Below are 23,008 nucleotides of genomic sequence, written 5' to 3'. Positions count from 1 at the left end.
TAAGACTGAGTGCGGCCTGCCGGCGAAGCCTTCGTGAACGCTCGCTTTCGACCCATGGCTGCTGCTCATACCGCCGGCCTGCGGGCCGGGAAGCAGACACTCAGCGTCGGAAGTAAACGCCGGCTGCACGCACCCAGAATGTATCCGATGCATTCCCTCGATTAGATCGTCAGGCCACATCCCCAGCGGCGTCGCGGCTTCGCTGTCTCAACGTGAGGATAGGTCGGGGCAGTTTGGCGTTGCCCGCAGTGCATTTGACGGTTCTTCCAAGGTCAACCGAGATTGGATCTCCTGCAGAGCCCACCGTCCCGCGTGCTCCATGTCAGTTCCTCGAACCTGCGGATGAGATAAAAGCGAGCGCCAACATTCCGATGGCTCCTGCGGATCCCAAGTCGGCCGGCCTTGCAGCGCAGCGCAGCTATCGCGCAATGCGACAAGAGAATCAGGCACGCCTACTGCGCTGCCCCCTGTGGCCTGGACCGACTGTGCCACCTCAATCTGACGCGAAATTGCGGCGACGCGTTCGGTGAACCTGGCACTGCGTGCATCATCGACAGCGTGCGATACTAAAACCAGCTCGTTCTGGGCCGAATCGGCGTCGCCTGCCATGAGATGGGCCCGTGCTAGAGCAAGGCGCGCCTCCAGCGTCTCGGAGTGTTGAACTCCAAACAGGCTGATGTCCAGTCCCACCGTCGACTCTAGTTCCTTCTGCGCCTCGGACACTTGTCCGCTTCCCATCAATGCATACCCAAGATAAAGCCCGGCGCGAGCGAACGGACCGGAGTTCCCAAGCTGGAGATCGCGGTACATTCTCCGGGCCGCTCGTAATGCCTCCTCGGCTTGCGAAAACTGTCCCTGGGCATGGTAAACGAGCCCTGCGCCAACGCGTTCCTGAGCGATCCTGTACGGATATGGATTACGCTTGAACTCTTCACCGTCGAGCGCCTTACGCACCAGCCCGAAGACTTCCGCGGCCGCACGCACCCTCCCTTGTCGCGTGTAGGTGCTGCCTAGATTCATTTTGCTATTCAGCGTCAACTGATGGCCAGAACCAAGCGCACAGGAATAGAGACTTGATGCCTCGATTAACGCTGATTCAGCCCTCCCGAAGTCGCCTCGGCCGCTGTATACGGCGCTAGCGTCGTTCAAAACGCGTGCCCGTACGTTCACATCCCCAGCGAGCGCGATCGCATTCTTGAATTCGGCATCAGCTTCCTCTGCACGAGCCAAATAGAACAGCGCCAGGCCCTTATACCCAGTAATGGCCGCCAGCACATCCCGGCTGGAGCCCAACCGACGCGCCGCAGAAAGCTGCGAATCGACGATTCCGAGCAACTCGTTCTGCCTACCGATAGCAAAACCGAGATTAAGTGCCGCCGTCGAGTAGCGCACATTGCCGGGATCTGCGATGAACGCCATTTGATAGGCCGCCATGGCTTCATCGAACCGACCGGAGAATTCGAGGAACGAGCCAATGACAAACTGACGCATCGGCTCCTTACTTGCCGGTAGTTGCGCCTCAGTAAGCGCCTTGATTAGGGGCTCGACCTCCTGACCATACAAAGCGCGCCGCAGCAAGTCGCTGCGTGAGCCGAACCCCAGTTGGTCGAGCAAAATGGAAGCACCAGAGAGTGCTAGGCGAAATGATTCCCAAGCAAATCCGGCAGCGATGGCCCGCTCAGCGTAACTACCGTCATCGCGTGACGGCGTCGACTTGTTCGCACTTCCCGCAGACCCTGAGAGACGCTCGCTCTGGTAATGAAAGAGCGCCTTTGTCCACTGTGACGAAGACACATCGTTGACCTCCCAGCGATTGAAGTACCCTATGCTGGCAAGAGTCACGAGCGCGGCCAGTAAAGCTACGCCGCCTCCAAACTTCCACTGCCAAAGTACCCGTTCCCGCGAATTATTGATGGCGGCAAGCACGCCCACCGCGAGCGACGCGGGATCGACATATGTTCCCACACCATGACGTGCGCGCAACGATGCAATAAACGCTGCCAACTGGCGGCCTGAGGGTGAGTCGGGGACATCCGCGTGCTGTTCCGGCCAGTCCGCACCTGCATCGAGCATGAATACAAAGCACGGCTTGCGTGTGACTCTTGCCCTCAAGTACTCTAAGTGCGTTATCGACAATTTCTCTGGATTAACCGATTCCGGCACGTATCCGTATCGACGAGCCACGATGAGCACGTAAAACTCGCAGTTCGACACATCTTGTAGGCATTTTTCGACCGGACGAAGTTCAAATGCCGGGTACTTTTCCATGCTGGCGACATCAAAACCTGCCTGCTCAAGCACCATGATGACTCGCCTTCGGTGCTCCACCAGATCGACGAATGTCGACGAGACATAGACGGATCGACGCCTGCTGAGCATACTGACCAGAAAGACAAAACCTGCCGCCGCCGGAAACTAAACGTGCCGACCTAGTTCGGCTCGCGCCTACTGCACCGGAGTGGAGGTGGGACTTTTGGTCAGGGCGGAGCGCAATTGACTCTGGATACGCCGAGCCATAATTTCTATCGGGAGTTGCGTTGCTAACCTACACTTGAGCGTTTCGGATGCCTCGAAAGTTCCATGTTCACACAGCTTATTAGATGGAGTCCCGCCGCCACACATATCGAAGTATCTGCATGACTCGCGACATATTTGCACGCCCGCCGCGATACCTTTGACCCATTGATCGCGCCGACGTAGCGAACCCAAAAAGGTGTCTCGCGGATCGACGACGCTGCCAAAAACGAAGCGCTCGCCCCCGACAGGCTGGTTGTGCAGCTCGGGAGAGAAGGTGGAGTAGTCGCCGTTCCATCCGACCGTGATGATTGAGTACGGGGTTACGAGGCTGTTTTTGTGGGAGCGCGACATCAACGCACGCATCGCGGTGTCCCGCTCCCTCAACCAGTGCGAGCCCTTTCGCTCGAGTAACTCAAAATAGCGGCTAAAGAAGCCACGCGCATCTTCGGCAACATGACTGTACTGGAGAGACGTGCTAAGGTGTGCTCCTTCAGCCTCTTCGACATTGAAGCAGACGGTGCCGACGCCAGCCTCTTGGAAGAATTCAAAGATCGCATCGGGAAACTGAAGCGAATCCTTCGTAAGCACACAAATTACATGAGGCTCTAGCCCATTCTGCTGTAGCAGTCGAAGCCCGGCGAAGGCATCATTGTGCGTACCCTTTCCGCGGCGGTCGCGACGAAAGCGATCGTGGAGGAAAGCCGGTCCATCAAGACTAACGCCGACCTTGACTTCGAAACGCTTGAAGAGTTCGCACCACGCTTTGTTTATCAGGACCGCATTAGTCTGCACCGACAAACCCACCTCAGTCTCATCGCTCAATCGAGAGCGAAGCGTTGAGAAGTAACTTTCGTACAGGCCGATAGGCAGTGTCAAAGGCTCCCCGCTGTGCCATAACACCTCCAGCTTTGTCCCAAGTAAACCTTCGACGGCAAGTCTGTCTGCCAGTCGGCTAACCGTTTCGACGGCTAAGCGTGATCGGTCTCCACGGCCGGGGAGGTAACAGTATCCGCAATCAATGTTGCAGAATGGCGTACCCTGAAGGATTAAAAGCTCGACCGGCCCAACCTTCACACGACGGCCTTGTCGAAATTGTTGTTGAACTTCTCGAACGTGTTATCGAACTGCGCCACAACGACGGAGCCTTGACTATCAACAAAAGTCATGCGGATGGAGCTTGGCACATTGAGTACCGCTTGCCTAAGCATGCGAACCGCATCGGAGTCAGCTGCCTGCGCGAGTTCAATTGCGGTCGCCGTGGGCACCGTGAGCAATAAGCTTGATCCGACCGCCAACGTCACGATTGACCCAGCTGCAAAGGTATCATTTGCGTCCATCTGTGGCCCCCTATATCAGCGTTCGCTGGAACGACAGGTGCAGGATGTTGGGCTCGGCCGTGGCGCAGTCAAGCCCCGCAGGCAAAGATGTGGGGGATGGTCAAGCGATCGAAAGCGGGAGACGGCGTCACCGCCGATCCCAGTCCGACCCGCCTACTTCCGCGGATGTTCCTTTGCTTGAGAGTGGAGCCAGCATGGTTAAGTCAGCGAAGTTCTCCCCCGAACTCGTCGATCGCCCGTGCTTGTGCGGCGGTGGACCAGGACTAGCAGGCTGTTGAAGAACCTCTGGACGCTGCGCCTCGCGGCGTAGAGCATCCAGCCATCGAGGACGGAGGACGAGGCCGATGCGAGGCGCCGACGGCTACAACGAATCGCTGTTCAGCACGGTGCGGCTGGAGGAATTCGTTCCGGCGAACCACCCGCTGCGACCGATCCGGCAGTGGATGAACGAAGCCCTGTCGCGGCTCGACGGCAAGTTCGCCGCGATGTACGAGGCCGACGTCAAGGGCGGTCGCCCGAGCATCGCGCCGGAGAAGCTGATGCGCGCGATGCTGCTGCAGGTGCTCTACAGCGTGCGCAGCGAGCGGCAACTGGTCGAGCAGATCTCCTACAACCTGCTGTTTCGCTGGTTTGTCGGCCTGGCCATCGAGGACACGGTGTGGAACCACTCCGTCTTCAGCAAGAACCGCGACCGCCTCATAGAGCACGACGTGGTGACGGACCTGTTCAACGCGACGGTGGAGACGGCGCGCTCGCGCGGGCTGCTGTCGGGCGAGCACTTCAGCGTGGACGGCACGCTGATCCAGGCCTGGGCCAGCCACAAGAGCGTGCGGCGCAAGGACGGCAGCGACGACGACCGGCCGCCCGAGGACTGGCGCGGCGAGCCGCGCAGCAACGACACGCACGAATCCAAGAGCGACCCCGAGGCCAAGCTGTATCGCAAGAGCGACGCAGCGCCAGCGCTGCCGAGCTACCTGGGGCACGTGATGACGGACAACCGTCACGGCCTGGTCGTGGACGTGCAGGCCAGCCAGAGCGACGGCCGAGCCGAACGCGAGGTGGCGGCGCAGATGCTCGGTGACGCGGCCAGGGCCGCAGGCCGGCGCATCACCGTGGGCGCCGACAAGGCCTACGACACGCGCGGCTTCGTGAAGGCGTGCCGGGAGAACGAGGTCACGCCGCACGTCGCGCAGAACCTGGGCCGTCGAGGCGGCAGCGCCATCGACGGGCGCACCACGCGGCACGGCGGCTACGCCGTCAGCCAGCGGCGTCGCAAGTGCATCGAGCAGTGCTTCGGCTGGGGCAAGGTCGTCGGCCCGATGCGGCAGGTGATGCTGCGCGGACTGGATAAGGTCGACCAGCTCTTCACGCTGACGATGGCCGCCTACAACCTCACGCGGCTGCGCAGCTTGGCCGTAGTGCGTCCGCAGGGGGCGTAATGAGGGCCACGAACCGCCGAATTGCCGACTTCGGGGCCAGGAATGGCGCCTCAAGGGCCTTCGGGAGGTCAATTTTGCCGCGGAGACGTACTGGATGACCTCGGGATGGCTCATCTTCACGGGCTGGAACGTGCCGGCGGTCGGTTTTTCAACGGCCTGCTAGCGCAATGGCCGGCGATCGGGTCCATCGCGGCCAGGATCGGCTGCATCGCGTTCCGCGCCCCCCCTGTTTCTCGTCGCGATGTCGCGACCGGCCGTGATGCGGCGGCTGCAGACGCACGAGTGGCGCCGGGCGCTGCCGGAAGAGCGGGTCTGGATGAGTTCACGACGACGACGCGCCCGAACTGCCGCTGCCGATCAGAGCGGCCGCGCCGGCGCTCCCGGAGAGCCTCACCGCCGACAGGACGATGCTGTCCGCGCGTTTCATGGAACCTTTGGCCCGACTCGCGGCGCCGGCTCGTCGGCGCCTACGCTGGGGTGACCGGCAGGCCCTCGACGGCCCCGGGCGACGCTGCCTGACGCCACGTGCCGATTGCTAAACGCAGCGCGCGAACGCGGTAGAGGGCAACAGCCGGACCGGTTCATTGCCGCCGTGGACCGTCCGCATGTCCGGTTCGAGGGATGGCCGGGTCGATACCGCTGCATTCGGCAACCTCAGCTGGCTACGATCGCTGATCGCCGCAACCGGAGCCAACCGTGGCGAACGATCGAAGCACCGGACACGACGCCGCGCTGGCCAGGGCCGACGCGCTCTGCCAGATCCTCGCGACCGAGCCGACCGAAGCCTTCGTCGCCGAGGCGGCGGCGCTCCTGAAGCCGCTTCGCGATGCACGCGAGTTCCCCGCCTATGCGATCTGGCCGAGCACGTCGCGCGGTATCGCGCCGACGAGCCGGTCGTGCCCAGGCTGCATGCCCAGGCACTGATCGAGACCCGGCGCCTCACCGTCGCCGTGGCGCTGCTGCCGCAGGCGAAGACCCGGTTCGGCGCCTGCGGCGCCGAGGCCGACGAGTTCGACGGCCTGCTCGGCCGCGCGTACAAGCAGTTGCTGATGGACACGCCGGACCCCGAAGGCCGCCTCGGCGGGAGCTTCATGCGCGAGGCCCTCGCCGCGTACCGCGCGTGCCTACCTCGACGAAGTCCAGGCGGCCCTCGGACGCTGCGACGCGTCGCGACGCGACTGCTGGTGGCATGCGACGAAGGCCGTGACGCACGCCGGACGGTGCCGTTCTGGAGTGCGCTGCCGCGTGCCGGGCAGAAGCAGGCAGCTGGTGGTGGACGAACACAGCCAGGCGTTTCGCGGCATGCCGTTCAAGCGCGTCTTCTACCGCCTGCTCGGCGGCGACGCCGGGCCGCCGCTGGAGGCGCTGACCGCGGACGAGCGCACGGCGGTGGTGACGAGCGACGAAGAAGGCCTTCGCCTGTCGATGCCGACGCCGGTCATCGAGTGCGGGCACGAGTTCGAGCTGTTGCTAGTCCCGGCGGCGCCCGTCGCCCAGTTCGACGGCGAGCTCGTTCTGCGGCGCCTGAACGACGACGGCGAGCCGGTGCCGGGGAGCGACGAGGTGTTGTGCCGGCTGGGCTATCGCGGGCCGGGCGTCTCCCGGCTGCGCCTGGAACTGCCTGCGGTCGCCAGACCCGGTCCGTACGAGTTGCAATTCGTCGGCAAGCCTCGTTCGTCAACGACGCTCCGCTTCGCGGCGGCGTCGCTGCCGAAGGCCTGACGAGCCGTCGCGGCGAAGGAGAGGCCATGCCGTTGTGCTTCGTGCTGATACCGTTCGGCGTCAAACCCGGCCCCGGCGGGGTGTCGATCGACGTCGACGCCGTTTGGAACCGCCTGATCCGACCCGCCGTCCTGGGCGCCGGCCCCAAGACCGTGCGCGCCGAGAAGGAGCAGGCCGGCGGCATCATCCACAAGGCGATGTTCGAGCGGCTCGTGCTTTGCGAGTACGCGGTGGCCGACCTGACCACCGCAACCCGAACGTCTTCTACGCGCTGGGGGTTCGCCACGGTGCCAAGCCGTTCAGACCTTGATCTTCGCGGGCAACACCGGGCCGCTGCCGTTCGATGTCGGCCTGTTGCGCGCGATGCCGTACAAGCTGGGCAGCGACGGCGGGCCCGGCGACGCCGATCGCGACGGCCAGGCGCTGACGAAGCGCTTGGTCGACGCCCGCGCCGGCCTGACCGACAGCACGCTGTTCCAGCTGATCGACGACCACCTCGCGCCTGGCCTCACTGTCATCGCGCGCGGCACGGATGAACGGCCCCTGGGCTCGCGGGAAGATCTCGGCTCCGCGCCAGGGCTGGCGGGCACCGACATGCCAGTAGCGTTCGACGGCCGCAGCGTCGGGGGCGACGTACCGGTTGCACATGGGCGGATAGTAGATGCCCAACCCTTCACCCCGAACCACTCGATGTGAGGGCCCGAGGCATCGGACGCTGGCTCCTGGCGCCGGGTCAGGTCGACCCGGCTTTCCGCTACAGCTCAGCCGCGGTGTGGCCCAGACATCTCGCGTTCCGTGTCCAGCGACCGATCAAGGTCGCGCAGATGCGCCCGCACGCCCGCAGCCAGTCGCTGATCCCCGGCCAGTGCTGAACGCTGCAGCGCGTCGGCGATCTGCGACCAGGCGTGCCGGCCCTCGTCGAGAGTCCGCCTCGACGCCGGGGTCAGTTGCCCAGCGGGCCGGTCGCGCAGCAGCCGGCCTTCCGCCCTCGCCCTCTGCTGCCACAGCGCGTCGTATCGCCGGGCGATGCCGCGAGTGCCTTGCCGGGTGGCCTCGGCATCGATGCCCCAGCCACGCAGCTTCTCCGCGAAGGTCTCGCGCCAGCGGTGCAGGTCGGCCTTGCGCGGGTTGAGCCGGCGGCCATCGGCACCTTCGGCACGCACGCTGAGGTGTACGTGCGGGTTGGCCTGGTGGTCGTGCAGCACCATCACGACCTTGTGCCCTTCCAGTTCCTCCCGGGCGAACTCGCGGGCGGCCCGCAGCACGATCTCCGGCGGCGCCGAGTCGCGCGGCATCGACAGCATGATGTTGAACGCCTCGCGGCGCGGACTCTCATCGCCGATGAGCGAGCCACCGTAGCGCCACTCGTCGGCCAGCTCACGCAGGGCGTCCTTGCCTCTGGACGTCTCTCCACGCTCGTTCTCCATCTCCAGCCGCCCGTTCTTGCTGATGTAGCGGAAGTGCGCGGCGATGGCCTTCATGCCCCGGCCGCCGCCGGTGACCTTGACCATGACCTGCGGCGCCCGCCGGATCACGGTGGCCTCGATGCGGCGGCGGATGGCGCCGGCCCGCTGGTGAAGCGGCGGAAGCCGTAGCCGCGGCTCTGGCCTCTCGGCGACACGGCGGTTGCCGGGGTAGAACAGCCGGTCGCCCCACTGGACCAGGACGCCATCAATCGACTTCGGGTCGGGCATGTCGCCTCCTCGGGTGGGTGGAGTAGCGCGAGGGCTTTGGCCAGCGCTCGGACAGCAGTTCGGCGCTGAGCGCGAGATGCGCACGCACGTCGGCATTCAGCGTGTCGAGGCTCTCGCGGTACTGGCGGGCAGCGTCGACGGCGCCCATGCGCAGCAGCGACGTCAGGTGGCCCAGATGGCGGCTGACGGCGGCGAGTTCGGCGTTGGAGCTGGTCAGGGCGGCGAGCTGGGCCTCGCGCTGTTCGGCAGAGAGGACTCCGCCATCTGCACGAACCGCCGCGAGAACGAAGGCCCCGACGGGAAGGCCGGCCGTTGCAGCGCGGGCGGCGAGTTCACGCGCTTCGTCGGCGGCCAGGCGCAGGCCGATGCGCACACGGGGCCGGCCGCGAGCCACCGTCTCCGGCGGAGCTAGCTCTTCCTTCTCGTCGACACCGGCGGCCGAAAGCGCTTCGCGCACCAGCGCCGAGACGGAGACGCCGCGTGCTGCAGCGCGCGCCAGCAAGGCGGACTTCATGCCTCGCAAGTCCACCGTGACGAGGTCACGGTGACCAGCAGCCGAAGAGGTGGCGGAGTCCATCACGGAGGCCTGTCTTACATCGGCGCCACGGCGCCTATCCTGCACTCATCTGGACTTCAGTATTGGTCTGGATCGTTGCTTGGCTGGCGCTGGAATCGGGCCGAGTTCCAGCACGGCGAGCAGGGCACGATCGGCCGTCGGACAGTCCTCGCTCGGCGACAGGAAGGCATGCGGGCCTCGGGAAACGGCTGCCGCTGTTAAGCCGCTGAACACTCGAAGGGCTCACGAGCGGAGCAGATCGGCCGGCAGAATGGTCGAATGACTGCAACGTGGACTGTGCGCACGGTAGGCCCCGACGATGCAGCGAGCATCGCCCGGCATCGTTACTTCAGGGGCGAACCGCAGGAAGACCTCGACGCCTATGCCGCGTGGGTCGTCTCGCGCATCGAGCGCGGGACGTACATCGGCTTCGTCGCTGAAGCCGAAGGCCAGGTGGTGGGCAGCGCGGGTGCCGTCCTGCTCGACTGGGGGCCGACGCGGGGCGAGGCATCCGGGACTCGCGCACGCATCGTCAACGTCTACACCGAGGAGCCCTGGCGCAAGCGAGGCATCGCCAAGGCTCTCGTCGACAGGGTGATGGGCGCTTGCACCGAAGCCGGTATCCGTGTCTTCAGCCTTGCGGCGTCGGAAGAGGCGGCACCCATGTACCGCGCCCTGGGCTTCGTGCCCTACGCCAACGAGATGATCCTGCGGCGGGGTTGAGGTCCGCCGGCGGGAGCACCGGGTCCGCGAGCGGCAGACCGTCCAGCAGCGCCTGCGCGTGCCGTCGCCGCATCCACTGCGTGTTTAGCGGCTTAACAAGCGTTGGTCGACTGATGAGGCTGCGCAACTGGCGAGGAAGAACAGGCACCACCGGCGCCCATCGCCGCTGAGGGCGCCTCAAGCCGCCGTGCGAACGAGACGGAGTGCTCGCAGGCGGTCGATGTCGACCGCGACCACGTCCTTGGCGCCGAGACCAGAAACGAACACCTGCTCTTCGCTTTGCGGAAGACGGCGCATTTCGACCACGACATCGGTGCCATCGAGCTCCGCGATCAGCTGCCACCGGGACGGTGGGCGAGGTGTGCCGTGAGACGCGTCAGGCGGACAGGCCCTAGTGCCGGCCGCAGGAACAGGGATTGAGGCAGCAGATTCGGCGGTCGCGGACTCTGCTTGGGGGTGAGGCTCCATGTCGCCGGCGTTCCTGACAGGTTCACCACCAGCCGAGCGGGCATCTTGTGCAAGCGCTTCAGGGACGGGCACCGTGGGCGACCGCAGTTCGTGCTTCAGCCGATCGATCTCGGTCCGAGTCACTTTGTCCGCCGTGTTGAGCCATTCGGTCACCGCCTGCGGCCGCAGCTCGTGCAGCCGCCTCAGGTCATAAAGCTCCGTCAGCCCGCGGCACCGGCCGCTGCGATAGAGCGCCATCACCGGATCCGGGGCGTCGATCAGTGCAACCACATACGTGACGTATGCCCGAGACTTGCCCAAGCACCGCGCCACGTCCGCCTGCGTCTCACCCGCCCGCAACCGCCGCTGCACGAACAGCGCCAGTTCCAGCGGCTGCAGGTTCTGGCGCTGCTCGTTCTCGATGACCTGGTCGTAGCTGTCGGCGGCGAGGTCGACGAAGGCGGGCACGGTCTGCCGCCCGGCCATGCGCGAGGCGCGCAGCCGTCGCGCGCCGAAGTTCAGCATCCAGCGGCCGGGCTGCTCGGGGTGCGGGCGCACCGACACCGGCTGGCGCACGCCACGCTGTCGGATCGTCCCGGCCAGTTCGGCCAGCGGCTCGTCGTCGAACTCGAAGCGCGGCTGCTCGGGGTCTTCGTCGATCGTGTCGATCGGCAGTTCCAGCGGTGCGCCGCCGGCCGGCGCGGGCACGGCGTCGTCCAGCACGGTCAGGTCAAGCGACATGGCGCTGCTCCTGCGGGTCGACGATCTCGGCCAGGCGCCGCATCGTCGGCTCGATCTCGGCCCAGGCGTCGCGCGCGGCGGTCTTCTTCATCTCCCAGAGCAGGTCGCCGCTCGCCTGGGCCTCGGCGACGGCCGAGCGCTTGGGGATGAACGCGAACTCGCCAGGTTTGTCGGTCAGCGGGATCAGCAGCGACTGGTGGTGGCGCACGATCTCGGCGAAGTTGGCGCGCTGGAACGGCGTGGCCTCCACCATCACCGGCAGCAGGCCGACCAGCTGCAGCGCCGGGTTCAGCAGCACGCGGATCTTGTGCACGCCGACACGCGGGTGGTGCAGCAGGCCACGCACGCCGTCGATCGCCTCCTGGTTGAGCTGGATCGGCGAAAGCACGAAGTCGGCCGACGCCAGCGCGGCGATGAGGCGGATGTCGGGGTTGGGGTTGGTGTCGACGATGCAGACGTCGAAGCGGCCGGCCCGCGCGCGCAGGAACGCGCGCAGGTTGCGCGCGAACGGCGTGTGCTGCGCCGGCTGGCGTTCGAGCCACAGCAGCGGGTCGGCGGCCGGCACGAGCACGAAGGGCTCGGCCGGCACGTCGACCTGCGCCTGGGTCAGCAGCAGGTCGGCCGTGACGGATGCCACCAGCGGCCGCCCGGAGCGCTGCAGCACGCTGCTGAGGTTGCCCTGGTGGTCCAGGTCCAGCGCCAGCACGCGCCGGCCGGCGCGACGCAGGTGGTGGGCCAGCAGCGTGGCGACGGCCGACTTGCCGACGCCGCCCTTCTGGTTGGCGAGCACGAGCGTCTTCATCGCGGGCCTCCGGCGTCGGGCCTCGCGGCCGTCGGGACGAGACCCCAGGCGCGCAGCACCTGCAGCACGCGGCGCTCGCCGTCGGGCACCAGGCGGTGCAGGTCGTGCCGGCCCCAACGCAGCGCGTCCAGGCAGGCCAGCATGTCGTCGCTGATCTCGACGTCCAGCATGCGCAGCTCGAACGGGTCCCAGCGGAAGGTCGCGCCGTCGTGCACGCTGGCGATGAAGCCGGCGACACGGGCGACCTGGCCCGAGTCGTGGTGCTCGGCCAGTCGCAGCAGGCGGTCGAGGGCCTGGGCGCCCTTCTCGGTCGCCGGTGTGGCGCGCTGCGTGTAGAGGAAGAACGCGTCGATCACGCGTCCGACGTCGGAGGTGTCGTCCATGGCAGGCTCCCGCGGCCGCGGCGGCCGCACTGACCTCTGATGGTCGGCGGACCCGAGGCCCGCCGACGCGCTGGATTTGCCTCCGGATCCAGCGTCCGGAGGCACCGGCCGTCAGGCCTTCAGCTTGCGCATCTCCTCGGCCAGCATCCACAGCGCACGGTTCAGGCTCACGGCGCGGTCGATGCCGTTGACGGCCCGGGTCTGCATGCGCCGGCCCGTGGCGGCCCGGCCGGGCTGGCCGCCGTGGATGACGTTCTCCTGCACGCGCTGGAAGGTGGTCCAGAGGTTGTGGCCGAGGTCCTCGGGCCGCCGGGCCTCCACCAGCTGCTCGGCCGTCACCGGCGCTGGGGCGTGGCCGCCCTCCTCCAGCGCGCGCTCGCCGAAGCGCAGCGCCAGCGCCGCGGTGGCGAACGCGATCTCTTCCCCGTGCTCCAGCGGCAGCGCCTTCATCGCCTCGGCGTGCTCGTCGACCTCGTCGAACTCCTCCAGCACCCGGAAAGCGCCCTCGATGACCTCGTCGCGCACGTCGCCCTTGTGCGGGATGCGGATGTCCTCGACCACGTCGCCGACGACCAGACCGTTGCAACAGACGAAGCGGAACAGCCCGGCGAGCATCTGGTAAGAGCTGCCGCCGTCGTGGCTGTTGATCAGGATGATCTCGTTGACGGTGTCGCGCGCCCGGGTCTCGGTCGCCTGCACCTGGCCGGCATGGCGCAGCCGCAGCATGTGCTTGGTGAACGCACGCCGGTCCTCCAGCCGGCTGTGGCCCTGGGCGGCCATGTAGGGCTCGAAGCCTTCGCGCTTCAGGCCGCGCAGCACCTCGATGGTCGGGATGTAGGTGTAGCGCTCGGAACGGCTGGCGTGCTTGCCCTCGGCGAACACCGAAGGTGCCACGGCGCGGATCTGGTCCTCGGCCAGTGGCTCGTGGCTGCGCAGGACGTGGGTGCGGCGGCCGAAACGCGTGGCCAGCGTGGGATGGATGGCTTGCATGGTGGTCCTCGTGCGATAGAAGCGGACCCCGCGGGGTCCGCGGTGCAGGGGTGGTCCGGCGGGACGGCACCCGCCGGAAGCGTTCAGGCCTGGGACTGCGGTCGCGCCGGGCGGCGGCCGTTGACGGGCTTGGCGGCGGGCGCAGGTGCCGGCGCGGGCGGCTCGGCCCGGCCCTCGCTGCGCGCACGGCGCGCCTCGGACTCGGCGCGGCTGTCGAGGTAGTCGATCTCCTCGACGGTGAACGCCAGCATGTAGACGTCGAAGCCCTCGGCGTTGCGGAAGTTGTTGTTGCGCAGCCGGCCGATGACGTTGACGTGGCTGCCCTTGCCCAGGTACTCGGCGGCGTTCTCCGCCTGCCGGCCCCACAGCGTCCACAGCAGCGAGGTCGCCTCCTCCTCGCGCTCGTCGCCGCTGCCGCGGCGGCTGTTGGAGATCACGGTAATCGTCGCCTTCGCGACCTGGCCCTCGCGGCCGTTGACGTACTCCAGGCGGACCGGGCCGGCCAGATGAGCGTTGCGCTGCTCGACTCGAACGTTTGCCATGGCGATGCACTCCGATATCGAGACGACCAGCACAGCCCGGGATTCAGGCTGCTGAAAACTGATCCTCTCGCTCGGACTCCCTCGCTCCCGCCCCTCTGGGGCGGGCGGGGGGTGGGGTGCGTTCGGGAGCAGCGCGAAGCGATGAGCCGGTTCACCCGGCCCACCGCATTGAAGATCCCCCCACAAGTCCCCCTCGCCCGTCATGGGGGGCTTGTGGGGGGAGCGCGGTGGGTCGTTACCGGCGAGCGCGCGGGAGTTCAACAGAGGGCCCGGCGACAGCGGCAGGCGTGACAGGCAAAGCCTGGCGCGACGGACGCCGCCCGAGGGCCCGCCCCAGGACACGAGCCCCGGCGGCTACGCGGCCGGCGTGACACCAAGCGCAGCGACTGGCGCGTCGGCCGAGCCGGGGTGAGCAAGGCTCTGCACTTGGCTGCTTGGCTGCTTGGCTCCCCGGCTGTTCGGCTGCTGGACTTCGGTCTTCAGCAGCGGCCCGGCGACGGGTTTGGCGGGTGTCCGGGGCGACGATCTGGCCGGTGACGCGCAGAGCGAAGCGTCCGGCAGGGCTGCGCGGCGCGGGTCAGTTCGTCGAGCGGGCCGCGCTCACGCGCAGCGGGAGGGCAATCAGGCCCGCGATCGGCGGACACGGGACAGGGCCGCAGCCTCAAGGACCGCCGGCGGCGACGCCGGCCTGACTGTGTTCGCGTCAGGGATGGCGGCCCCCAGCAGGTCATCGAGGCGGCCTGCGCCAAGGCGAACGAACTCGACGCGGTGTACTGACCAATCCACCTGAGCTACGCGCCGTCGGAGGCGCACGAGGCTTTCGAGATGCGGAGTGGTCCATCAGGTCGCCTTCTGCCTCGGCGAATCAAAGCGCCTACATGAGCGTTACCCCTGCGCTATGACAAGAGTGGGGCAAAGGTCTTCGGTCCAACCTTTGTCCAGTCGATAACAAACGAGTCGACTAGGAGGTTGTTCCAGCGCGCGCCCACCGCAGATGTCTTGGCCTCCGCTGCCTTGATGAGAGCTTTCACCCTCCGCAATGCTTCTGTGGCGTCGTTGAGCGACAGCCGTTGAACACCGTGCGTGAGAATGCACTGATTACGCAAGCGAATGACCTCCTCCACGTCGCCTGTCGCCATCGTTCCCAGTACTGCCGAATCCGCCAGGACCATCAACGATCCCTTTACCCCGTCCCCGAGGCTGTACTTCGCAAAGAGATTCCGGCCCGTCGACGTCGGGTACAGTTCTTTTCTGAGAGGGTCGTAGGCTAGGACGTTCAGCTCGAAGAGGCGGAAGTTGACGTAAGACTCCAGGGCACACACGCTGAGCGCCAGCCCAGCGGCGCCGTCACTCCGTGCAAGGTGATGCTCGCTAGTTCGCACGAGGTAGGCCGCCAACCAAAGCATCACGGTGAGCGTGGGATTCTTGCCCAGCTTCAACGCGGCGAGGTCGCTTGCTAGAGCCGCATTTCCGCTGTCCACGAAGCCGCGTAGGCGCTGAAGGTCCGGCGCGACTTCAGGCCAAGTTTTGAGCGCAGACATCGTGTTGGCCACGTTTAGCAGCGGGAAAAACTCCGCCCAGGTCTCGATCGGCTTCAGCTTGGAACGCACCATAAGCGACCCATCCTGGAGTGCAGCGTGGTGTCGGTTCTGGCACGCGTCTATCAGCAGCTTGCACTCTCCCGCGCGACGGTACGCTTCCGCCGACAACGTGCCCGAGTACGTTTGCAGCATTGTCCGCAGGATGCCAATAGCGCTCCGGGCTCGGTCGGCGTCGCCGTGACTCAGCGCTGCGTTGACTTCGCACGCCAACCGATGCAAGTGCGACGCGCGCTCGATCTCGATAGCGAGCGGTTCGAATTCAGTGCCAGTGAAGCGCAGTAGGTCGACGGGCGCCACTCCCTGTGCTGCCGCATATAGCGCAGCAAACACGACAAAATCGTCATGCGAAACACAGTTCGCGACGTGAAGACAGTTCAGGAGTGGCGATGAGGGTGCGACGGCTCGTACCGCTGTGCAACTAGCCGCGTCATCGAACAAGACTACGACACGAAGACCCAGATTGACCTTCGCTTCGATCCAGACGCCGCATTCGATGACTGCGTCGTCACCCAGGGCTGCCGCGCAAGACGCCAAGAGCACTAGACGTCCTCAGCAACGTCGGCGCCCTCAATATCGCCCGCCTCGATCACGGCGGATTCATATGCGAGTGCGGTCTTGAGCTCATTGAGACCGAGCGTGACCTCTTGGCCGACGCGTCGCTCAAGCTCGCTTTCGAAGGCATTTCGGGCGGCTTTGTATTCCGAGATGTTGGCGCTCTTCTCCCGAACCTTGCGCCGAAGCTCATCCCTCCGCTTCTCGAGCATTGATAGTTCTTGGCGCTCGTCGCTAGGTATATTGAAGTCGGTCTGGTAGGAGCGTGCGAACTCGGCCAGCCGTTCCTTGCGCAGAATCCCCGCGAAGCGCGTCGCCGAATCGAGGCCCATCTCCACAAGGACGCTCTCAAGGCCAGGGTTTGCCTTACCCAGCGCAGCCTGCACGAACGACGCCGCGACGGCCTTGTTCCCAAGCGATGCCAAGATCAGCGATGTCAGTGCCTCACGAGTGGACTCGGTGGGCTTGATCTGTGATGTCGGCCGGAACACGCTGTGAATCATGTAGGGGCGCTTGCGCTCGGAGAACACCGCTCGCCCTCGATCCAGCACCCAGTTCAAGACTGCAATGTATCCCGAGGTCAGACTGGCGAACGTGAACTCGGGGTTGCTCTTCAGCCGGGTGATGACCATCAGCCATGCCGCGATCATTGCCCGCTGAAAGATGCCATACCGAATGATCGGGTTGATGCTTGCTTCAAACTTCTCCTGCACTTCTCTCTCAAACACTCCGACAGCCGCGCGGAGTGTCTTGTGATGGTCGGCGATCGGGTTGTATTCAAGGACCTCATCGAGCACGGCCTCACGGTCCCTGAAGCCTGGATTCTTCTCAGCGATGTCGGTACGATACTTTTCGACGACTTCCCGGAAGCTCGCAACCGCCTTGTAGAATTCGTCCGTCTCGAAGTACAGGCGCAGCAGTCCCTCCTTGACCAGCTTGCCCTTGATCTGACCTTCAAGAACGCGGCGCTGCGAGGGCGAGAACCGATCCCACTCGACGATCGGCAGTTCTCCTTCCGAAGACGGCGGATACAGCTTGTCGTTGACCTTGTCCAAATCGAGAACGTACTTCAATAGGCCGGCATGCTCGCGCTTGTCAGACAACGACTTGGTCAGAGCTTGCTCAATCACCCCAATGCTGGTGATCGAGTACGGGCGCTTGATCTGCGTGGCATCTTTCTTGGCGGCAACGTTCCACTCAACGACAGCCAAGCCGGTGACCGTCTCCGCGTCAAGGACCGCCTCACAGAAGATGCGACAGGCTATGGAACCGACGCTGGCATCGGACAACAAGGTGTTGAAGTGGCCACCGACTGCCACGGAGTTCTTGTTGACGTCGACGAACAAGGCTCGAAACACGTCAGGTGCCGGCAGTGTCGAGTGCCCGGCGGCTTCCTTGTGGGCCAATGTCGAGTTCGGTGAAAGGACGATGCAGATCGGTATCGCCAATTCCTGGAGAAGAGCTGAATCCGCCAGCTTCTTCAGTGCCTCATACCTATGCTGGCCGTCGAAGACGACTAGCTCGGCACCGACGACACCGCTGTTTGGAAGCGGTTGACGCAGCTGGATCTGGACTGGGGCGTCTTGGCACTTGTGCTGGATTCCTCCATCGTCGGTAAGCGTGATGCCATCGCTGTCGCTCTCCGCGATAAAGTAGTTCAGGTTTACCACGTCACCCCAGGAGCGTCTCACGCCCTCACTACCTTCGACTAGCTGCGGTGTGACTTCTTCATTGGGCATGAACTGCTGCATCACCTGATCAAGCACCGGGATCACGGCCACGAGCAGAGGTGGAAAGAACAGTGGCCGCGAGTGAATCTCGGACTCCGTTTTCTCGACACCAGGTACAAGGTACTTAACGATTTCGCCATCGACGCGATCGACGTTGATGTCTCGTTGCATCAGTAACTCGAAGTCGATCTTCTGAGGCCGCACACTGCGAGCAAGCTTCAGCTTTTCGAGCTCGGGGACGGTGATAGTTGTGAGGAGGTAGTGGACCGGCAGCGAGTCGCCTGACCGAAAGATGCCGAAATTGCCCCACTTCTCGAATGAGTAGGGAGGCTTCTTGGCACTGGGCTTCTTCATGGAGGAGGACTTGTCAGCGATGTGAGGATGTACGAGACGTGCTTGCGCTTCTCGAACCGGAGATGAAGACCTCGGCGGCATGCCACTCGAGGAACCGCGCATTGGGGTGCTCCTGATCACGCAGTGGCGCAGCGAGAGTAGCATCCGCGGCGGCCATTTTGATCAGCGCGGCCGACGATCCGTCGATGCCATCGAACTGTGGACTGACCAGAAGTCGCAGGTCTTTCGAACGCACGGTGAACGCGCCGACATCGAACAGTTTGTGATGAAGGGAACACATGGCGATGCCGTTGGTGATCTCATTTAGACCTCCGAACTGGACCCATTTGATATGGGCGGCTTCGATGCCTACCGGCTGCACGCCCAAGCGACCTGCGTATCCGCAGACCGCGCATCTCGCGTTATACGCGCGCAGGATCTCGCGACGAAATGCTGCGTCACGTCGCGTGGACAGGACCTCGATGGCGAGCTGGAGTCCAACGGCATCGAGTACATCGACGTACCGTGTCTCGGGGAAGGCGTTCTTGAGCACGCGGGTCGCAGCCTCGCGTACTAACCCCTGGCTGGCGAGGAGACGTGAGGCGATCGGTTCGGCAAACCCCGCAGTGACGCTTAGCTCACGGAGCGAGCTGACCTTGGGTTCAGGCTTGCCCTGGCGTCGAACGAGTTCATCCGATGAATCCACGGTCCAGAAGCCGTCAGATTTCAAGTACCAGAAGGGGTAGTGCGCCCGCGGCTTGTGCTCGGACGTGCGCCCGAACTCGGCAATGAGTCGCTCCAGAGGTTCTTCGATGTCATTGAAGGTCGCGCGCGCCGAGTGCATGCTTTGAACTCGGGCGAGCATTAGAAGGACCAGCAGAGGCTTATGAACGGCGCGATGGCCGCTCGGCGATACGTAGATTCCCATCCGATCGAGATCAGATAAGAACGCAGCGGCAACCTCGTCGCCCGAAGTTGAGGTGCTGCTGGATTCGCGGCTGGTCATGCACGGACACCGACGTCCTGCGAGGACTTCGGCGCGCTGTGCTCGATGAGCTCAAGCAGTGTTCTCGACTTCCGGAGAATCTCCAGCCCGTTGTCTACATGGCTTGCGATAACCATCGCGCACACCTTGGCATCTAGCTTGCCATGGACCTGAGTCAGGAGCGCCTCGAAAGCGAGAGCGAACTCGCCGAAGAAGGTCGTCGCATTGAACTCGCTCCCAATCAGCTCGGGATGGGACTCGCCGCCGCGTCTGCCAAGTTCAAGCGACATGATGAGGGCCATGCGGCAGACAATGTTCGGCGTGAGGCCGGTGCGGGCCTTCAGCAGCTTGAGCGTATCGGTTGCAGACTTCGAGATGCGCAGGCGCTTAGGCAGCATGGGCGAGCTCCTGCGTGCGCCAGAAGTAGCCAGGGGAGACCTGGGTGCAGCCCTCTACTTCATCGAATACCAAGTGGTACGCGTGCGAGATATGCGGGCGCAGTCCCTGGTAGAAGCGCTGGTCCACCTCCGTGTCCGTCGAGAGGACGATGACTTGGTGGCTGGCCTGCGGGAAGTAGGCCTCAAGCAGATTGGCGCGATGGGCGCTGTCCAGCCGGCCCAGCGGCGAATCGATGATGACGGGTAGGTTTCGGCCTGAGGTCTTCCCGAGCGCCTCCAGCATCGCGATCGCAAAGATCTGCTTCTCGCCCGCCGACAACCGATCCTTGGGCGTTGCGACGCCCGAGCGGTTGAACAGCGTGACCCTGAATGTGGTCGGGTCGATCTTGGCGCCGCTGATCACATCTTCCTTACGAGACAGGCGAGCGAAGGCCTTCGTCAGATGCTGTTCGAGTAGGAGGCACTTCTCGCGCGCAGCCTCTTCCTTGAAAACACCGATCATGTGCCTGACGTTCTCAGCCAGCTGCTCGGCCTTGCCGGCCGAGCCTGCGTCGTGGACCTGCTCCTCGACTCTTCGCATCTTTCGGTTCAACGTAATGGCCATCCAGATGCGCGAGCGCAGATTGGCGATATGCTGCTTGCGTTTCAGATCCAGCGCAGCATGCTTGGCCGTCGCCGACTGATAGTGGTCGAAGGCACGCTGGATTGATTCCTCCGATGGAGCGTGCGCCAGCCGATCCAGGATGTCCTCCTCTCTCGACTGAACCTGCCTGATACTGGCGACGCGGCGGGAGAGTTCCTCGACCCCGGAGAGGGCCTGCGCGCTCAGCAACAGCGTGAGTGCCTCGGTATCGGTGCGCGCCAGGCCGTGAACGATCTTGCGCACAGATTTCTTGGACGGACCGGCGAATCCGGCGACCCACGTGTCGACGCACGCAAGGAGCTCCCTTTGTGCAGTTCGACTACCGGCGAGTGCCTTGAGTTGCTCCTTCAGCGTAGTGGCCTGAGAGCGAACAAAGTCTGCGACGGCGATCCGATCGCCTTCTTCCCGCTCCTGTTGAGCTGTTTTGACGACCTTGTCGACGAGGCCCGGGGCCAAAGCGAAGACGGCTGCGCCAGCAAGCACATCGCGCACAAGCGCCTCCTCGGCGCGTCTAACCTCACTCAGTTCATCGAGCTCACGCTCAAGCGCCTGCCGATCGACGGCCCACGCGCCTCCTTGGTCCACGAGCAGTGCTTGAGCCTTCTCGACCTCCATGCGTGCGGCATCGATCTCTGGCATTAGGCCATCGGTCAGTTCACGTTCGTCGGCCTGTATCTGCGCGGCCAGTTCCTTGTATTCGTTCTCTAGTCTTCGGAGTTCTTGGCGGCTCCCCGAGTCCATGCCTTCAGCTCGTTGTCCGCGAAGGTACACAGACAAGTCACTGTCCAGTCGATCAGCGATGTCCAGCCCAAGCAGCCGACGGATGGCGTCAGCGAGAACCTCATCAGAGCTGTCGTTGGCGAGGTCTGCAATCCGCTCGCCATCGAAGAAGAAGAACTGCGAGATTCCCGGCGGGATGAGTTGGGCGAGGAATCCCTGAGCGGCTTCGCCATCAAGCAACGGTGCGTTCGCCCCATCCTTGTAGACGTGCAGCCATTCGGTGATGCCGGTACGCGTGTCCTCCCAACTGCGCTCGACTCGGTAGCGGGCCCGCTCTCCTAGTCGTGCGTAGGTGAAGACAATCTCCACGCTGGCCTGGCTGGAGCGCACTAGCTGATTGAGGGGAACGTGGATGAGTCCGCGCAGGGACTCTTCGTAACCCTTGTTGGTGACCAATGCATCCAGTGACTGACGACCGTACAGTGCCAAACGAATGCTGTTCAGAATCGTTGTCTTGCCTGCGCCGTTGAGTCCGCCGAACAGGACGACGGGACGCGTTCTCCCGCCCTTGTGGGCCGGTGCGAGATCGAACGCGTGTCGGCCGCGGAAAGTGCCGACGTCGTTGAGCGTGAGCGTCTCAAGCAGCATCGCCGAGCACCTTTCCATAGTCGGCGTAGCGCTTCTGCAGCTGCTGCTCTTTCAACTCGAAGTAGCTTTGCGATCGCTTCCTATCACCTGCAGCGGCGATGGCCGCTTTCTCGCTCGACCAGTCGCGGGTTAGCAGCGCGCGTAGGTCGCGTTGAAGGTTAGAGCGCCGAGCGTATCCCTCGAACGACATCTCGAGCTCAAGCAGCTTCATGAAGAGCTCTTTCGGGAGCTGATGATCTGCGCACAGCCGATCGAGCAGCGCGGCCTCTACGCCGGTGAAGATGAAATCATCGTTCAGATCCCAGGCCAGATCACTTCCAAACACTTCGCGATAGATCCGCGGAACGCTGTCTTCCCAGTCGGGCTCGTTCGGGTCCAGGCGCCACTCGATGCGAATCTGCTCCAGCTCGGGCTTGGTGATCAGTTCGTACGGAGAGCCCGGGTTATGTTCGTTCACCAGCTTTTGGTTCTCCAACAGCTGACGCAAAAGCTGCTTCCGAAACTCGAGCCGGTATGGGCCAAGCACGTGTTTCTCCTCGACCTCACCGCCAGCCTTGTCTGCCTTGAGGTGGACGGTTACCGATCCGTCACGCCGCCGCGCGTTGCGAAACTCGCCCTTTCGCTGAGGGTCTGTGGTTGAGAAGAGCAGGTTGCGGAAGTCACGCAACGGAACCATCCAGGTGTGACCACTCTCGATGAGGCCATCCATAGCGCGGTCCTTCTGAACCACGGTACACGTCCAGCAGCCGAAGCGGGAGTTGCCACAGGATGGCGTGGACGTGTCGATGACCAACGGGCACTCGCCAGCGTTCGAACCCTTGTAGAGGTCGAAGAGGGCTTGGTGATCTGCTCCCCAAGGCGCGGGTCCCGAGAAGAGGTACTCCCAAACGTCATCGGCCGACCACTCGTCGATCGGCGTGAACACATAGGCGTTTACGAGGCCCGCGTGTCTCGCAAGCCGTGAGCCATCGATCCGATGGCGCTTCATGACCTGCGCGCGCGATGCGCTCTCCTGCATGCGCGAACCCAGCACGACGACCACTTCCCCATACTGGGCAACCTTGTCGGTGATGAACTCGCTGACTGGATCGATCTTCATTCGCTCCGTGCACCACCGGAACTGTCGCGTAGGGGCCGGGTAGCCCTTGCCGATCAAGTTGACCCAGAAAGTCTCCGACACCTTGGGGGTCACGGGTTCAGCGACTTCGATGGGAAGCCCTTGATCGCGGGCTGCGTGCCGCATCTGATCGAGCGTCTGGCGGATGAGGTCGACGACGAGGGGTGTCTCGACCAACGTATCCGACGACACGACGAATACGGGTTTCGTTCGACGTTCGGGCGGGAGTGCCGCTAACGCCTCGAACACGAGCCTTGTGACGGCAGTCGAATCCTTACCGCCGCTGTAGCCGATGACCCAGGGCCGCGCATCACCCTGGTAGATACGCAAAATGTCTTCGCGCGAAGCTGGAAGGTGGTCCATGAATAACTTTGATCTTCTTGGCCGT

21 protein-coding genes are annotated in these 23,008 nt (G+C 64.3%); 5 read left to right on the top strand and 16 right to left on the bottom strand.

Annotated elements, in window-relative coordinates; translation table 11 throughout:
- Window positions 1-207: 207 nt before the first annotated feature.
- The 3 genes from EV684_RS07885 to EV684_RS07875 all read right to left on the bottom strand — a co-directional run bounded on the left by EV684_RS07885 (window position 208) and on the right by EV684_RS07875 (window position 3,854).
- Window positions 208-2,379, bottom strand: coding sequence for a DUF4062 domain-containing protein (locus tag EV684_RS07885; protein ID WP_132645913.1), 2,172 nt, complete (start codon window positions 2,377-2,379; stop codon window positions 208-210).
- 66 nt (window positions 2,380-2,445) lie between these two features.
- A complete protein-coding gene (gene grrM, locus EV684_RS07880; protein ID WP_132645911.1) occupies window positions 2,446-3,591 on the bottom strand; it encodes a cyclophane-forming radical SAM/SPASM peptide maturase GrrM/OscB in 1,146 nt (381 codons plus the stop codon).
- Window positions 3,588-3,854 carry a hypothetical protein gene (locus EV684_RS07875; protein WP_132645909.1) on the bottom strand — a complete coding sequence of 89 codons (267 nt, stop codon included), beginning with the start codon at window positions 3,852-3,854 and terminating at the stop codon, window positions 3,588-3,590. Before EV684_RS07875 ends, grrM begins: the two co-directional genes overlap by 4 nt.
- 344 nt (window positions 3,855-4,198) lie before the next feature.
- Between EV684_RS07875 and EV684_RS07870 the strand changes: the two genes are divergently transcribed.
- The 4 genes from EV684_RS07870 to EV684_RS24165 all read left to right on the top strand — a co-directional run bounded on the left by EV684_RS07870 (window position 4,199) and on the right by EV684_RS24165 (window position 7,711).
- Window positions 4,199-5,293 carry an IS5 family transposase gene (locus tag EV684_RS07870; RefSeq protein WP_132645907.1) on the top strand — a complete coding sequence of 365 codons (1,095 nt, stop codon included), beginning with the start codon at window positions 4,199-4,201 and terminating at the stop codon, window positions 5,291-5,293.
- Between the two features lie 696 nt (window positions 5,294-5,989).
- Complete coding sequence (locus tag EV684_RS23960; RefSeq protein WP_165908425.1) at window positions 5,990-6,217, top strand: hypothetical protein; 228 nt, start codon at window positions 5,990-5,992, stop codon at window positions 6,215-6,217.
- 348 nt (window positions 6,218-6,565) lie between these two features.
- Window positions 6,566-7,015, top strand: coding sequence for a hypothetical protein (locus EV684_RS07860; RefSeq protein WP_132645903.1), 450 nt, complete (start codon window positions 6,566-6,568; stop codon window positions 7,013-7,015).
- Between the two features lie 306 nt (window positions 7,016-7,321).
- A complete protein-coding gene (locus tag EV684_RS24165; RefSeq protein WP_200222339.1) occupies window positions 7,322-7,711 on the top strand; it encodes a hypothetical protein in 390 nt (129 codons plus the stop codon).
- Between the two features lie 65 nt (window positions 7,712-7,776).
- Here EV684_RS24165 and EV684_RS07850 read toward each other — a convergent pair whose 3' ends face one another.
- A complete protein-coding gene (locus EV684_RS07850; RefSeq protein WP_242478517.1) occupies window positions 7,777-8,709 on the bottom strand; it encodes a relaxase/mobilization nuclease domain-containing protein in 933 nt (310 codons plus the stop codon).
- On the bottom strand, window positions 8,687-9,286 hold the full coding sequence (locus tag EV684_RS07845) for a hypothetical protein (RefSeq protein WP_132645901.1): 600 nt from the start codon (window positions 9,284-9,286) through the stop codon (window positions 8,687-8,689). The genes EV684_RS07850 and EV684_RS07845 overlap by 23 nt, the downstream gene beginning before the upstream one ends.
- A gap of 258 nt (window positions 9,287-9,544) precedes the next feature.
- Between EV684_RS07845 and EV684_RS07840 the strand changes: the two genes are divergently transcribed.
- A complete protein-coding gene (locus tag EV684_RS07840; RefSeq protein ID WP_132645899.1) occupies window positions 9,545-9,988 on the top strand; it encodes a GNAT family N-acetyltransferase in 444 nt (147 codons plus the stop codon).
- A 177-nt stretch (window positions 9,989-10,165) separates the two neighbouring features.
- Here the strand turns inward: EV684_RS07840 and EV684_RS07835 are convergent, their stop codons facing one another.
- The 11 genes from EV684_RS07835 to dndC form a co-directional block, all read right to left on the bottom strand.
- Window positions 10,166-11,176 (bottom strand): ParB/RepB/Spo0J family partition protein, encoded by a 1,011-nt coding sequence (locus EV684_RS07835; RefSeq protein ID WP_132645897.1) that lies wholly within the window; start codon window positions 11,174-11,176, stop codon window positions 10,166-10,168.
- On the bottom strand, window positions 11,166-11,978 hold the full coding sequence (locus EV684_RS07830; RefSeq protein ID WP_132645895.1) for a ParA family protein: 813 nt from the start codon (window positions 11,976-11,978) through the stop codon (window positions 11,166-11,168). The genes EV684_RS07835 and EV684_RS07830 overlap by 11 nt, the downstream gene beginning before the upstream one ends.
- Complete coding sequence (locus tag EV684_RS07825) at window positions 11,975-12,361, bottom strand: DUF7673 family protein (RefSeq protein ID WP_207184447.1); 387 nt, start codon at window positions 12,359-12,361, stop codon at window positions 11,975-11,977. Before EV684_RS07825 ends, EV684_RS07830 begins: the two co-directional genes overlap by 4 nt.
- A gap of 111 nt (window positions 12,362-12,472) precedes the next feature.
- On the bottom strand, window positions 12,473-13,351 hold the full coding sequence (locus tag EV684_RS07820) for a DUF932 domain-containing protein (RefSeq protein WP_132645893.1): 879 nt from the start codon (window positions 13,349-13,351) through the stop codon (window positions 12,473-12,475).
- A gap of 83 nt (window positions 13,352-13,434) precedes the next feature.
- Window positions 13,435-13,893: a single-stranded DNA-binding protein gene (locus tag EV684_RS07815; protein WP_132645891.1), complete on the bottom strand. Its 459-nt coding sequence runs from the start codon at window positions 13,891-13,893 to the stop codon at window positions 13,435-13,437.
- A gap of 896 nt (window positions 13,894-14,789) precedes the next feature.
- Window positions 14,790-15,791: a hypothetical protein gene (locus EV684_RS07810; protein ID WP_132645889.1), complete on the bottom strand. Its 1,002-nt coding sequence runs from the start codon at window positions 15,789-15,791 to the stop codon at window positions 14,790-14,792.
- Window positions 15,792-16,033: 242 nt separating this feature from the next.
- Window positions 16,034-18,130 (bottom strand): ParB N-terminal domain-containing protein, encoded by a 2,097-nt coding sequence (locus tag EV684_RS07805; protein ID WP_132645887.1) that lies wholly within the window; start codon window positions 18,128-18,130, stop codon window positions 16,034-16,036.
- Window positions 18,131-18,143: 13 nt separating this feature from the next.
- A complete protein-coding gene (locus tag EV684_RS07800) occupies window positions 18,144-19,115 on the bottom strand; it encodes a phosphorothioated DNA-binding restriction endonuclease (RefSeq protein WP_132645885.1) in 972 nt (323 codons plus the stop codon).
- On the bottom strand, window positions 19,112-19,492 hold the full coding sequence (gene dndE / locus EV684_RS07795) for a DNA sulfur modification protein DndE (protein WP_132645883.1): 381 nt from the start codon (window positions 19,490-19,492) through the stop codon (window positions 19,112-19,114). Before dndE ends, EV684_RS07800 begins: the two co-directional genes overlap by 4 nt.
- Window positions 19,482-21,503 (bottom strand): DNA sulfur modification protein DndD, encoded by a 2,022-nt coding sequence (gene dndD / locus EV684_RS07790; RefSeq protein ID WP_165908424.1) that lies wholly within the window; start codon window positions 21,501-21,503, stop codon window positions 19,482-19,484. Before dndD ends, dndE begins: the two co-directional genes overlap by 11 nt.
- Window positions 21,493-22,983, bottom strand: coding sequence for a DNA phosphorothioation system sulfurtransferase DndC (gene dndC / locus EV684_RS07785; RefSeq protein WP_132645879.1), 1,491 nt, complete (start codon window positions 22,981-22,983; stop codon window positions 21,493-21,495). The genes dndD and dndC overlap by 11 nt, the downstream gene beginning before the upstream one ends.
- Between the last annotated feature and the right edge of the window lie 25 nt (window positions 22,984-23,008).

Origin of the sequence: Rubrivivax gelatinosus (assembly GCF_004340905.1) — a bacterium.
GTDB lineage: Bacteria > Pseudomonadota > Gammaproteobacteria > Burkholderiales > Burkholderiaceae_C > Rubrivivax > Rubrivivax gelatinosus.
This window is presented reverse-complemented; position numbering and strand designations above follow the sequence as displayed.